Below are 13662 nucleotides of genomic sequence, written 5' to 3' on the forward strand. Positions count from 1 at the left end.
CTGCAATACAAAACCGTAATTTAGGAACGCTATGAACAGTATTCTTGTCACGTCAAGCCGCGGACTCGATGAACTGGTAAAACAGGAAATTGAAACGCTTTGCCCTGGAGTTGAGGTGAAACTGTCACCCGGTGCTCTGCAGTTCGAAGGCACGCTAGAGCAAGCTTATACATTGTGCCTGTGGTCACGACTCGCCAATCGGGTAGTGTGGGTGCTTAATAGCGGGAAAGCAGACTCGGAAGAGGCACTTTATCAAACCGCCAGCGACATCGACTGGCAAATGCATATGGATCCCCGTGATACATTGTCGGTGAACTTTACCGGTACTAACCGCGCAATCAGAAATACCCAGTTCGGCGCGGTGAAAATCAAGGATGCGATTGTCGATCATTTCCTGGAAAGTGGTTCACAGCGCCCTAACGTCGAGCGCAGGATGCCTGACTTTCCGGTATACGCAAAATGCCACAGAGACAATGTGATCATCGGGCTGGACTTGTCCGGCACCAGTTTACACCAGCGGGCCTACCGTCAGGACGCCGGTGAAGCCCCCCTGAAGGAACATATTGCGTGTGCCATGCTCATTAGAAGTGGCTGGACGCAGGACTCCGACAAACCCTTAGTAGATCTGATGTGTGGCTCTGGAACCATTGCTATTGAAGCGGCCTATATAGCCAGAAATATTGCGCCAGGTATAAAACGTGACTATTGGGGCTTTAACCGTTGGCTGGGTCACAATGCAACCATGTGGAACAGTCTGATTGAGCAGGCACTTGCAGGACAAACCGAGGCGAGCTGCAGCATTAATGCGAGCGACGTCAGCCGTAAATTGATTGCGGTAGCGCGAAAGAATGCGGACGTAGCCGGGGTATTTAATGATATTCAGTTCCATGTTCAGGATGCCACCAAAGCGTCACCACCAGAGAAAACGCCCGGATATGTGGTAACGAACCCGCCATATGGCGAGCGTCTTGGTGAGCTTACCGACCTCATCCCACTTTTTTCGCACTGGGGTAAGCGTTTTAAAGAAGCGTGGAAAGACTGGCATGTTTCTTTGCTTAGCAGTAATCGCGACCTTCTCAGAGTCATGAAGTTGCGCGCAGCGAAAGATTACGCCATGAATAATGGCAAGCTGGAATGTCGTTTCGTGAACTATGTTATGGACAGCGACAACTGCCAGCAGTTTACCGGTGATGCAGAAGACCATGAGTTTGCTAACCGGCTACGTAAGAATCTGAAAAAGCGCAAGAGCTGGCTGAAGTCGCAGGATACAAATTGTTACCGTCTTTACGATGCAGATTTGCCAGACTATAACGTCGCCATTGACTGCTACGGCGACTGGCTGGTTGTGCAGGAGTATGCGCCGCCCAAGACAGTATCTGAAGATAAGGCACGTCGCAGACTACAGGATGTACTATTGCATCTGCCAGCCGTGACAGGTGTGTCTCCACAAAAGATTGCCCTTAAAGTCCGCAGTCAGCAAAAGGGCCAGAAGCAATATGAAAAAATGAGCGAAAAGGGGAATACTCTCGAAGTCTGGGAAAACGGTGCCCGCTTTATAGTGAATCCGACTGACTATCTGGATACCGGCCTGTTTTTAGATCACAGGGACACGCGACAGATAGTAAAAGCGCGTTCGAAAGGCAAGGACGTGCTGAATCTGTTTTCCTACACCGGCAGTGTATCTGTGTTCGCAGCCATGGGAGAAGCGCGCTCGGTCACAACGGTAGATATGTCAAAGACCTATCTGGACTGGGCTAAGCAGAATTTCGCACTGAATAGCCTGAAAGGTGCCAATGCATTTATACAGGCCGACTGCACTACCTGGCTTGATCAACACGACGGGAAATACGGTTTGATTTTTATTGATCCACCGTCGTTTTCCAATTCAAAACGTATGCAGTCAACCTGGGATGTACAGCGCGATCATGTCGCGATGCTAAAAAGCGCAGTGAAGTGCCTTGCACCGGGCGGGACGATAATATTTTCCAATAACCGTAAAGGGTTTAAGCTCGATAATAACGCCGTTGAGGCGCTCGGTTTACAGATAGAAGATATTACGCATGACACCATACCTGAAGATTTCAAAAAGGCGTCGCCGATTCATAAGTGCTGGATCCTGCAGTCATGAAGATACTGTTTTACACCGGTCCGCACTGCGAGCTTTGCGACCTGGCTCAACAGGAGCTAGAAAAAACCACACGTTATTCATCGCTTGAAATAGAGATGCGCAACGTGAGAGACAATACCCAGTGGTATCACTATTACGGTGTCCGTATTCCGGTGCTTAAACGCGTCGATAACGATAATGAAATAGGCTGGCCATTTGACAGCCAGATGCTGGAGGCATTTCTACAGTGAGCATTCTGCAGTTAAAGAATATAACTGTTATTTACGGCAACCCCCCGCTACTTGACGGGGTAGAGTTGGTTGTACAGCCTGGCGAACGGGTTTGCCTGGTAGGGCGTAACGGAAGCGGTAAGTCTACTCTGATGAAAGTGATCGCTGGCGATATTATCGCGGATGACGGCCAGCGTATCATTGAAGGGAATACCATCATCGCCCGCCTGGAGCAGGATCCCCCGCAAACGACCGACATCAGCCTGTTCGATTATGTAGCGGAAGGATTGGCGGATGTCGGTCAGATCTTAAAAGATTATTTCAAACAAACACGACTGGTGGCAGAGGATCCCTCTGAAGCAAACCTTAATCGCTTGCAACAATTGCAGGAAGCACTGGAGAGCCGCGATGCCTGGCAGTTTGAGCAACAGATTGAACAAACCCTGACCATGTTGAAACTGGATGCAGAAGCATCACTGTCTACGTTGTCGGGCGGATGGCGGCGTAAAGCGGCGCTGGCCAGAGCGCTGGTGCGTCAACCTGACCTGTTATTACTGGACGAGCCGACCAACCATCTCGATATTGAAATGATTCGCTGGCTTGAACAAAGCTTGCTGTTTTTTAAAGGGGCCATCGTTTTTGTCAGCCACGATCGTGCTTTTATTCGCAATATGGCTACCCGCATTGTCGATCTGGACCGAGGCACGCTTACCAGCTACCCAGGAAACTACCAGACCTACCTTGACAAAAAACAACAGGATCTGGAAGTTGAAGCCTCACAGAATGCAGAGTTTGATCGCAAACTCGCGCAGGAAGAGGTATGGATCCGCCAGGGTATTAAAGCACGGCGAACCCGCAATGAAGGCCGGGTAAGGGCGCTCAAAAAATTACGCGAAGCCCGCAAAGCCCGCCGCGATTTAATGGGGTCGGCTGTTGTTTCGCAGCATCAGGCATCGCGTTCCGGTAAGCGCGTGTTTGAAGTGAATGACCTGAGCTATGCGATAGAAGATAAAAACATTGTCAGTCACCTCAACCTGAATGTTCTGAGAGGTGATAAGCTGGCGCTTGTGGGACCAAACGGTGTCGGGAAAAGTACGCTTATCAAGCTGTTATTAGGTCAGTTAACGCCTGATAGTGGTGAATCAAAACCGGGTACTAATCTGGAGGTCGCATACTTCGATCAGCACCGCCAGGGCCTGGATCCGGAAAAGACGGTGATTGATGCCGTAGCTGATGGCAAACGTGATTTAACCGTTAACGGGCATCCACGTCATGTAATCAGCTATTTGCAGGACTATCTGTTCAGTCCTGAGCGGGTTAACTCGCCAGTGAAATCGTTATCTGGCGGGGAGAAAAACCGACTGATGCTAGCCAGGCTGATGCTTAAGCCCAGCAACGTGCTAGTGCTCGACGAGCCAACCAACGATCTTGACGTCGAAACGCTGGAGATGCTGGAAACGCTTCTCAATGACTACGAGGGAACCGTACTTCTGGTAAGCCACGACAGAGAATTTGTTGATAATGTTGCTAACAGCTGTCTGGTTTTCGAAGGGAACGGAGTCTTACGTGAATTCGTAGGCGGATTTACTGATATCGAACAATGGTATCAGGCCCGAGATAAAGCACGAGACGTGCAGAAAAAAGAAGCACAGTCTGCGTTAAAGAATGAAACTAATAGCGCGGATGGAAGTCCTAGTGCTAAGTCTTCTCCCCGCAAGACGAAAAAGTTATCATACAAAGATCAACGGGAACTGGATACACTGCCTGCAGATATTGAAAAACTCGAAGCGCGCGTAAGCGACTTGCAGGATAATGTAAACGACCCGGACTTTTTTAAACAGGACGCAGCTGCTACCGCACCCTTGCTGGAGCAGTTGGCCGACACAGAAAATGAGCTATCCCGGAAATATGCGCGCTGGGATGAATTAGAAAGCATGCTGGAAGATAATCAGCAGTAAATAGGATTTTAAATGAAACGAACTCAGCTTGCCGCTGCCGTATTGCTGGCATCAGGTAGCTTTTCAGCAGCTGCCGCAACGTATTCGGTAACGCCGTTACCCGTTAATGATAAAGCCAAATATACATTTGGCTATTCCATCGATAACAGTGGCTTTGTATTGGCCACAACACAGTTAGAATACAATCCACCAGTGAATATTGAACTGGTGGAAGCAGGCGGTTTTTTCGATCGCTCTGACGTTAGCCTGGAAAACCGCGAAGATACCATGGAAGGCGTATTCACTGATTCCGATTACACGACCGTAGTAAATTTCCTACTCAACAACCGCGGAAGCGGAAGAACCCAGCAATTAGCAAGCTACCGCAGCTATATCATGGACACCGCTGATGTCGAGCTGGTGCCTGGGTATGATGAAGTTACTGACATGTTTGACGGCTACACCCATTCTGTGGTGACAGTTGCCCGGGACAGTCTCGCAGGCGATTATCTGGTGGGGACATCGGAAGGTTTGTTCAAGACACTGGAGTACACCAACGAATCTGACACTACCGTACTCTACACTTACAGTGATATGGTTCAGCAGGCGTTTGTTCAGGTTAACGGAGAAACAAAGCGGCTGGCCCCAACAGATACCTTGCTCGGGGGAACCAGCCACGCCTATGCGATTAACCAAAATCTTCAGGTTGCAGGCTACGGCTCCGCATCCTATTCAGAAAATCTGCAGCCTTTGATTGACGACTGTTATGATGATGAAGAGCGCGCTGACGAGCCTGTTGAATATTGCCTGAGAAGAGTCAAGGCCACGCGTAATTTTCTGTTTCCTATCCTGAATACGCATATCTGGCAGCTGGACGCAGCTGGCGAGGTTATCTCAACGCAAGTCTACCCGCTGCTTTTCGAACCAGAAGAAGATGATGACGTAGGGTATTTCACCCGGGCTTTTGATATTAACGCACAAGGTATTGCTGTAGGAGATGCGGCTACTGGAGAGCGCGTCAGGGTTCAGCGTCCTAACTCGACAGGAGCTTCAAATGAAGACGAAGTGGTTGCAGTTACCTTCTTTGATGGCGAAACTACCGAGTTCCTTCCTCGCGAGGAAAACTTAAAAAGTAATGCCGTTGCAATTAATGATAACAACTGGGTAACGGGTAGCGTACTGCGCGCTGTATCAACGGTAGCCCGCGATCGTTTATTTGTTTACAACCTTGATACAGAAGAAGCTCGTTACCCACAAGGGTTCTTCAATAACGCTGCGGTGTTCCCATCGGCTATTAATAACAACAATATCGTTGTAGGCCGTTCAGAGTTTGAGGCTACGACCGATGGTGTGCGTGAAACCCGTGCCTTTATGTATGACCTTGAAACCGATACGCTAACCAACCTGAATACGCTTATTGGGTGTGATAGCCCCTATACGTTAGTGGATGCTGTTGCTATCAATGATGACAACGAAATTGTTGTAAATGCGCGCGTCAGCCAAAACGCCACTTACATTACAGGCAATGAGATCGTAAATGACGAAGGGGAAGCATCTGAAGTGGATAATATTGTTGCACTTCGCATGACCCCCATTGCCAATGGTGAAATTGAAGACTGTGCAGTAGAAAGCCAGGAAGAAGAAAAGTATGAACGAAAGGGAGCTGCAATCAATGTATTGTGGTTGGGATTGCTGGGTTTAGCTATTGGTTTCAGACGTCGTCTGCGCTAAAAGTTTTCCCGTCTTATAAAGAAAAATCCTTTTTCATGGGCCGCTTATATTAAGCGGCCTTTTTTATGTGTTTTTATTTTAACCAGCGTCATAATTATGAAAAAAAAATGTAACGTAAAAAGCGTATTGACCTCATTAGGTTAGAGGTTGTCAAGTAAGAAGTTTTTTAATTGCTCTTGAACCAATTCTGACTCTGCACTATCTAAGTAATGTGCACGATAAACATTCACGGCACTTCCACTAAATGATTTGTTGCCAGCGCCTGTGGTTTTATCGGTGTACGTTAACCAAGAAAAGAGGCTAATCAATGAAAAGACAAAAAAGAGATAAATTGACCCGCGCCCATGCAAAAGGGTATCAGGCAGGAATCACTGGTCGCTCCAAGGAGCTTTGTCCCTTTCAGCAATTTGATGCGAGATCGCAATGGTTAGGAGGATGGCGCGAGGCGGTTGAAGACAGACAACTGGGATTCAACGTCAGGTAAAGGTCATCTCTTTCGAGTTAACTTTCAACAAAGCCCCTTTACGGGGCTTTTTTTGTATTTATTGATAAAGCAGCTGATTCAGAACTTAGAGGTGTCCTGAAACAAGCCCACTTTTAAATCTTTCGCTGTGTAGATAACGCGGCCGTCGACTTCTACCGTTCCGTCAGCAAGTCCCATAAAGAGTTTTCTTTTCACTACACGCTTCATAGTGATGCGATAGGTCACTTTTTTCGCTGTAGGAAGAATTTGTCCGGTAAACTTCACCTCACCAACACCTAACGCCCGGCCTTTACCCGGACCACCGCTCCAACCCAGAAAAAAGCCAACGAGTTGCCACATGGCATCCAGGCCCAGGCAGCCAGGCATAACCGGATCGCCGGGGAAGTGGCAATCGAAAAACCACAGGTCGGGAGTGATGTCCAGTTCCGCCACGATCTCGCCTTTACCATGCTCACCGCCATCTTCGGTAATGCTCGCCACCCGGTCCATCATAAGCATATTGGGTGCGGGTAGCTGGCTGTTTCCCGGTCCGAACATTTCGCCGCGACTACAGGCTAATAAATCTTCACGATCAAAACTGTTTTGTTTGTCTGACATTCGCTTCTCAATTGATTGATAAAAAACTTACGCGGGTAATTTAGCGAACACTTGTACGCTAAACAACTCCGAACAGTAATTTTTATGATAAATCGGCCGTGTTACACTGCGTTTTCAATTTAGGAAAAGCACACAATGGCAGAAAATAAAAAGTCTAACTCATCTGCAAATGCAGAAAAACAGCGTCGTTTCCGGGAGCGTCAGAAAGCTGCTGGTAAAAAGCTGGTGAGGGGGTATGTGACCTCTGACGCAATGAAATGCTATGACGAAATTCGTGATAAAACAGGCTGGAGCGATTCAGACGTGCTGTCTAACTCTCTGAGACTGATGTATGCCGCATACAAGTGCGGGCAGATTAAATTACTTAATGAATGGTTAAAAGACCACGGCAGATAACCAGCAAATGCGCTGTTGACCCATTTCAATACAGATAGCGCTTCTCTTTTTCCAGTGGTTATCAGTATCAAGTGCGCATAGCTCACTCGAACATACTCTGCGTGGTTGTTCGACGTTATAAACGCTAGCGGTGGCCAGCGGCCTGCCTGCGACTGGGGCTGTCAGGAAGTGTATGTCGTCTGAGGATCCGTTTTGCTTCTTTTTTCACATCGTCACGTTCGCGATATGACCACAGGCGCTCCCGGGCATCGCTGTAAGCTTTCTGTACATCAATAACAGGGCATTCATAGCGGTCGGGAATTGTGGTTCCCAACATGGCTTTTTCTAACGGCGGCATTAGCCAGGGGGCGGCAATATAGTGTGCCGGTACCTGAGATAATTCAGGAACCCATTTGCGGATAAATTCGCCATTGGGATCTAATTTCTCAGCCTGACTTACCGGGTTGTAAAGACGGATAGTATTGGTACCGGTAATGCCTGCCTGCATCTGAATTTGCGGATAGTGAATACCAGGTTCAAAATCCAGAAATACCGATGCCAGATATTCTGCTGCATGCGCCCAATGAACATTCAGGTGATGACACAGAAAGCTGGTTACCATCGCCCGCATTCTGAAATTACTGTATCCGGTGGCATTCAGCGCGCGCATGCACGCATCGACTAACGGCACACCGGTTTCTCCTTTCGCCCACAACGTAAACCGGCGATGCGCCTCAGGGCCATCTATATAAGGAAATTTCTGGTAGGCACGATTCAGCGAAACATGTTGCATCAGGTGTTCGCTCTCAAATTTCTGAACAAAATGATCATGCCAGGCCAGTCGTGATGTAAAGGCCTGTACCGGACGTTTCCAGCTTGCGTCTTTCAGATTTTGGTTGTTTCTGATGTAGGTCAGCACCTGTCTTATTGAGAGGTTTCCCCACGCCAGATATGGACTTAGTCTGCTACAACTGATGCGCGATTGAATAGGGGACGAAATATGACGATGGTAGTGCTTACCGCGTTCTGCAAAGAAATGCTTCATCGCGTGCCATGCACGGCGCTCACCGCCTGTTTGCATATCAGGATGGCCAGAGGGAAAAACATACCTTCCGGCTTGCAGGTGAATTATCTGCGAATCGTTTACCCAATACACTTCCGACAGTCTGGGATCGCGGGTTGGTTGGGCATTGACTGAATGCCAGTGTCGTTGCCAGTTATTTCTGTGGGGCAGGGCACGTATTACCGCTCCATAGGGTAACTCGTCCCAGGTTATTTGTTTTTCCCGGCACCAGTCAGCCATTGCTTTATCGCGAGCAAAGGTCCACGCCAGACCAACCTCTTCATGACTTACTATGTACTGTATTTCTATTTGCGTTCGCAGATAGTCAAACGCCTCTGTTGCGCTGGCATGTAACACCAGCACTGAAGTAGAGAATGACGATAATTGCGCATTGAGGCAGGCAATACTCTCACCGATAAACGCCATGTGTCTGTCGCTGTAATGCGGATCGCGTTCATATTCAGGCTCGACGATAAACAGCAGCAATACCGGGAGTCCTGTCAGCGAGGCCTGCGCCAGAGGTGCATGGTCGCGTAATCTGAAGTCACGTTTAAGCCAGACGACAGTGACTGGTTCGTTTATTTCAGCCATGTTGCTCTGAAACTGCCGTCCTTGTCGTAAAAGTCGGCCTGTTTTTTGAGATCAAATCGCCGGTGACCACGGGGATCGCTACCTACACCAGCCAGATAAAGCCAGTTTCCCCAGTTGCTGGCAACATCATAATCTATCAGTTGCTTTTCAAAGTAAGCCGCCCCTGAACGCCAGTCATGATCCAACTCGTGCACCAGACAACTGGCAACAAGCTGGCGTCCGCGGTTAGACATATAGCCGGTCTGGTTCAGCTGTCGCATACAAGCGTCAACGATGTCATAGCCTGTATTGCCGTCGCACCAGCGCTTAAGTGTTTGTTTATCAAAACGGGTGTCAGGTGTGTTGTCCTGAAAACCTGAATAAGCAAACCAGTCGGCACCATGTTTCATTTGTAACCAGTGAAAGAACTCACGCCACAGCAACTCAAAAAAGATCCAATAAGTAGATTCATTTTGCTCTACGTCTTCTTCATAGCGGCGTAGACGCTGATAAACCGTTCTGGGCGACAGCGAACCGTTTGCCAGCCAGGGCGAGAACTTGGTAGAGGGAAGCCAGCCATCCATGTCGTTACGGGTCTTTTTGTATTCGGATGCTGCACGGGTTTCGCCAAAATAATATTGCAGATGCGTTGTGCCCGCAGACTCTCCTCCTTTGAAATTCCCGTTATTACCTTCCGGGTCTAATGATAGTGACTCACACTGAGTATCTAAAGCCGGTGGCAATGCGGTAACGGTTTCAGCAGGGGACGACACGTCTGCGTATTTTTCGACTTTCTTTCTGAACGCCGTAAATACGTTCGGCATATCGTTAATCTCAAAAGGCAGTGCCTCCTCATTAAACAACGTACCTGACTGTTCAGAAGCGATTTTCAGGCTCGTTACCGACGCTCTTATTTGCGCCACAGACTGACGTTCATAAAAGCCACCATCAGCGGTGACACCGAGCACATCAACTTTCAACTGCTCACACAACGACGCAATTTGTCTGGCTTCACAGCTCTCATCACGCTCAACAATCAGTAAATCAGAACCGATAGCTTGCAGCGCATCGCGAAGCGCCAACAATGACTGATCACGAAACAGCTTCTGACACTGGCCGTCACCAAACTCGTCGGGCACATGAGAAGAAGTATAGGGCTTAGGATAGAGATAGACGCAGGTCATAGCGTCGACTTGCTCTGACAATGCCGATAACGCCGGGTTGTCATGCAAACGCAGGTCGTGACGAAACCAGAAAAGTCCGTGGATTTTTTTCATAATTTAAGGCTTATAATTTGGTTTTTTACAGATCTCCTGTGCAAAAGTTACGTAATAGAAGGGCAAGAAGACTAATAATAAGGACAAAAATGTCAGTACCAGTAAGCCTCATGTGGTTCCGGCAGGATTTACGGGTTAAAGACAACCCCGCTCTTAACGCTGCGTGCGATCACGGCAAAATCATTCCGATTTACATCTACGATACCAGTGTGCCCAATGGCAGAGAGCCTGGTGGCGCGTCTGCGTGGTGGTTACATCACTCTCTTGCGCAATTGAATGAGCGACTCAACGGGCACTTGCAGATTTTTAAGGGTGACCCGGAAGACATTATTCCTAAACTCATGGATGAATTTGGTACAACAAGCATATTCTGGAACCGTTGTTACGCACCCTGGCAGATAAAACGGGACAAGAATCTGAAATCGTCGCTTAAAGACGCCGGGTATCAGGTGACCAGTTGTAACGGCAGTTTACTGTGGGAGCCGATGGAAATCAGTAAGCAGGACGGCGGAGCTTACAAGGTGTTTACGCCCTATTATCGCAAGGGATGCCTGAATGCATCGCCACCGCGCTACCCGAAAGCGCCGCCCGCACGCATTACCTACGATGATGCGCCAGTGAAAGGCATTACGCTGGATAAATTACAACTTCTCCCTGCCATCAGCTGGGACGAGGGGATTGCAAAAGAATGGAAGCCAGGGGAAGAAGGAGCAGCTGATAGGTTGGCTACGTTTATCGATGAGTCAGCCAAACGATATAAAGAAGATCGCGACCATCCGGCTATTCAGGGTACGTCCCGACTGTCTCCGCATTTACATTTTGGAGAAATTTCCCCAAATCAGGTCTGGTATGCCATCAAGGACAAGTTTGGTGATACGGACGATAAAAACATTGATACCTTCCTTAGCGAACTGGGCTGGCGGGAATTTAGTTACTACCTGCTTTATCATTTTCCTACATTACCGAACCGAAATTTTAACGACAAATTCGACAAATTCCCGTGGCGAAAAAGCGCCTCGAATTTACGTGACTGGCAAAAGGGTCAGACCGGCATCCCGATTGTTGACGCTGGAATGCGCGAGCTGTGGCAAACGGGTTATATGCATAACCGTGTCCGGATGGTTGTGGGCTCGTTTTTGGTAAAAAATCTTCTGATTGACTGGCACGAAGGTGAACGCTGGTTCTGGGACTGCCTGGTAGATGCCGACATCGCCAGCAATACCGCAAGCTGGCAGTGGGTTGCGGGCTCTGGCGCAGACGCTGCACCCTATTTCCGAATTTTCAATCCGGTGTTACAGGGTGAAAAATTCGACAAGCAGGGCGAATATGTCAGAACTTACTGTCCCGAGCTTTCCGGCTTACCAAATAAGTACATCCATAAACCCTGGGATGCTCCGGAAAAAATAATGAAAGAAGCGGGGATTAACCTGGGTAAGGACTACCCGGAACCGTTAGTCGACTTAAAAGCCAGTCGACAGCGCGCGCTGGATGCATTCTCTGAAATCAAAGGAGGCTGAATGAGCGCGAGTTTGCGGTTGATACTTGGCGATCAGCTTACCCTGTCGTTACCCGTTGTTGAGGATGCAACGAAAACTCGTGATATTTTTTTGCTTGCCGAAGTGCGGGAAGAGGCAACTTACGTAAAGCACCATAAACTAAAAATAGCGTTTCTGTTTAGTGCTATGCGTCATTTTGCTGAAGAATTAAAGGACAGAGGATATCAGGTTGAGTACTGCCGTTACGATGATGATGATAATCAGGGATCGTTGCTAAAACAGCTAAAACATACGCTGGAAAAACACCCGTCGCTGGACTCAGTTATTGTTACTGAGCCTGGCGAATACCGACTTCAGCAAAGCATGCAGCAGTGGTCAAATCAATTGGGCGTACCGGTAAATGTGCTCGATGATCCCCGCTTTTTATCCAGTCCTGAAGATTTCTCACAATGGGCAGAGGGACGGAAGCAGCTGCGCATGGAATTCTTTTATCGAGAAATGCGCAAGCGCTACAAAATCCTCATGGATGATGACTCACCGGTAGGTGGTAAATGGAATTATGACTCACAAAACCGCGAGCCCATGCCTGCTGATCAGAAGGTGCCTGAGCCAAAAACATTTGCGCCTGATGACATAACAAATTCGGTCATAGCGCTGGTGAAAAAGGAATTTGATGATCATTTTGGTGACATCGATAATTTTTATTTTGCGGTAACACGAGAACAAGCACTGCATGTTCTTGATACGTTCATTGATGAGCGCCTACCCACCTTCGGTAAATATCAGGATGCCATGGTGGAGGGGAAGCCCTGGCTATATCATTCCCATCTCTCGTTTTATATTAATTGCGGTCTACTCACCCCGAAAGAAGTAATTCAACGCGCCGAGACGGCATACTACGAAGAAAAAGCACCATTAAATTCGGCAGAAGGGTTTATCCGCCAGATCTTGGGGTGGCGCGAATTCGTGCGGGGCTTTTACTGGCATTTCATGCCAGATCTGTCAAAAGACAATTATTTTTCAAACAACCGTAGCTTGCCGTCATTTTTCTGGGACGGCTATACCAACATGAATTGCATGCGGCAATGTATTACTGAAACAAAGAATAATGCTTATGCCCATCATATACAGCGATTAATGGTTATCGGAAATTTCTGTCTGCTTACCGGCCTAAATCCTCAGGAAGTGCAGGAGTGGTATCTGCTGGTGTATGCAGATGCCTATGAATGGGTAGAGCTGCCAAATGTTGCCGGTATGATTTTATATGCTGATGGCGGTAACCTTGCCAGCAAGCCCTATATAGCGAGCGGTAGTTACATCAATAAAATGTCCAACTACTGCAAAAACTGTGGTTATAAAGTGAGTAAAAAATCCGGTGACGATGCCTGTCCGTTCAATTATCTCTACTGGCGTTTCATCGACGAACACGAAGATAAGTTGCGCGACAATCATCGGATGGCGATGATTTATCGCACTTACGAGAAAATGAGTCAGGATAAACTGGATGCTGCAAGACAGTCTGCTGCCATCTTTCTTCAGAGACTAAGTAAAGATGAAGAAGTCTGACTTACCTCAGAAAGTTTGCCCGGTATGTCAGCGCCCCTTTAGCTGGCGTAAGAAATGGGAAAAGAATTGGGAGCAGGTAAAATATTGTTCCCGACGCTGCGCCGGGAACAGAAACACAGGTGGGAGTATCGAGAGTTGATTCATCTGACTTATTTATCGCCGACTCGATGGGATATGACGTTACAACTGTGATAGCTTAAGAAACTAAGAGTGTTACTGGCGATAAACG

General features: G+C 48.0%; 12 protein-coding genes. 9 read left to right on the forward strand and 3 right to left on the reverse strand.

Going from position 1 to position 13662, the window contains the following annotated elements; all coding sequences use genetic code 11:
• Positions 1-31 precede the first annotated feature (31 nt).
• From rlmKL to rmf, 5 genes are all read left to right on the forward strand, one after another.
• Complete coding sequence (rlmKL, locus tag JKP77_RS10355; RefSeq protein ID WP_218311117.1) at positions 32-2128, forward strand: bifunctional 23S rRNA (guanine(2069)-N(7))-methyltransferase RlmK/23S rRNA (guanine(2445)-N(2))-methyltransferase RlmL; 2097 nt, start codon at positions 32-34, stop codon at positions 2126-2128.
• On the forward strand, positions 2125-2358 hold the full coding sequence (locus JKP77_RS10360) for a glutaredoxin family protein (protein ID WP_218311118.1): 234 nt from the start codon (positions 2125-2127) through the stop codon (positions 2356-2358). Before rlmKL ends, JKP77_RS10360 begins: the two co-directional genes overlap by 4 nt.
• Entirely contained in the window at positions 2355-4295 is a 1941-nt protein-coding gene (uup, locus tag JKP77_RS10365; protein ID WP_218311119.1) for an ATP-binding cassette ATPase Uup, read from the forward strand. The genes JKP77_RS10360 and uup overlap by 4 nt, the downstream gene beginning before the upstream one ends.
• A gap of 12 nt (positions 4296-4307) precedes the next feature.
• Positions 4308-6005: a DUF3466 family protein gene (locus JKP77_RS10370; RefSeq protein ID WP_218311120.1), complete on the forward strand. Its 1698-nt coding sequence runs from the start codon at positions 4308-4310 to the stop codon at positions 6003-6005.
• 307 nt (positions 6006-6312) lie between these two features.
• A complete protein-coding gene (rmf, locus tag JKP77_RS10375) occupies positions 6313-6489 on the forward strand; it encodes a ribosome modulation factor (RefSeq protein ID WP_218311121.1) in 177 nt (58 codons plus the stop codon).
• Positions 6490-6567: 78 nt separating this feature from the next.
• Here the strand turns inward: rmf and fabA are convergent, their stop codons facing one another.
• Entirely contained in the window at positions 6568-7086 is a 519-nt protein-coding gene (gene fabA / locus JKP77_RS10380) for a bifunctional 3-hydroxydecanoyl-ACP dehydratase/trans-2-decenoyl-ACP isomerase (protein ID WP_218311122.1), read from the reverse strand.
• Between the two features lie 135 nt (positions 7087-7221).
• Here fabA and JKP77_RS10385 point away from each other — a divergent pair, with 135 nt between their 5' ends.
• Positions 7222-7482 carry a hypothetical protein gene (locus JKP77_RS10385; RefSeq protein ID WP_218311123.1) on the forward strand — a complete coding sequence of 87 codons (261 nt, stop codon included), beginning with the start codon at positions 7222-7224 and terminating at the stop codon, positions 7480-7482.
• 124 nt (positions 7483-7606) lie between these two features.
• On the opposite strand, the gene JKP77_RS10390 is transcribed toward JKP77_RS10385, so the two are convergent.
• A complete protein-coding gene (locus JKP77_RS10390; protein ID WP_218311124.1) occupies positions 7607-9115 on the reverse strand; it encodes a cryptochrome/deoxyribodipyrimidine photo-lyase family protein in 1509 nt (502 codons plus the stop codon).
• Positions 9103-10371 (reverse strand): DASH family cryptochrome, encoded by a 1269-nt coding sequence (locus tag JKP77_RS10395; protein WP_218311125.1) that lies wholly within the window; start codon positions 10369-10371, stop codon positions 9103-9105. Before JKP77_RS10395 ends, JKP77_RS10390 begins: the two co-directional genes overlap by 13 nt.
• An 89-nt stretch (positions 10372-10460) precedes the next feature.
• Between JKP77_RS10395 and JKP77_RS10400 the strand changes: the two genes are divergently transcribed.
• From JKP77_RS10400 to JKP77_RS10410, 3 genes are read left to right on the forward strand one after another with little or no spacing between them, the layout of a single operon-like run.
• The gene (locus JKP77_RS10400; RefSeq protein ID WP_218311126.1) at positions 10461-11888 is read left to right on the forward strand and encodes a cryptochrome/photolyase family protein; all 1428 of its coding nucleotides are present in this window, start codon (positions 10461-10463) and stop codon (positions 11886-11888) included.
• Positions 11889-13433 (forward strand): cryptochrome/photolyase family protein, encoded by a 1545-nt coding sequence (locus JKP77_RS10405; protein WP_218311127.1) that lies wholly within the window; start codon positions 11889-11891, stop codon positions 13431-13433.
• Positions 13420-13572, forward strand: coding sequence for a DUF2256 domain-containing protein (locus JKP77_RS10410; RefSeq protein ID WP_218311128.1), 153 nt, complete (start codon positions 13420-13422; stop codon positions 13570-13572). The genes JKP77_RS10405 and JKP77_RS10410 overlap by 14 nt, the downstream gene beginning before the upstream one ends.
• The last annotated feature ends 90 nt before the right edge of the window (positions 13573-13662 follow it).

It is taken from the genome of Alteromonas antoniana, from assembly GCF_019249295.1.
Taxonomy (GTDB): domain Bacteria; phylum Pseudomonadota; class Gammaproteobacteria; order Enterobacterales; family Alteromonadaceae; genus Alteromonas; species Alteromonas antoniana.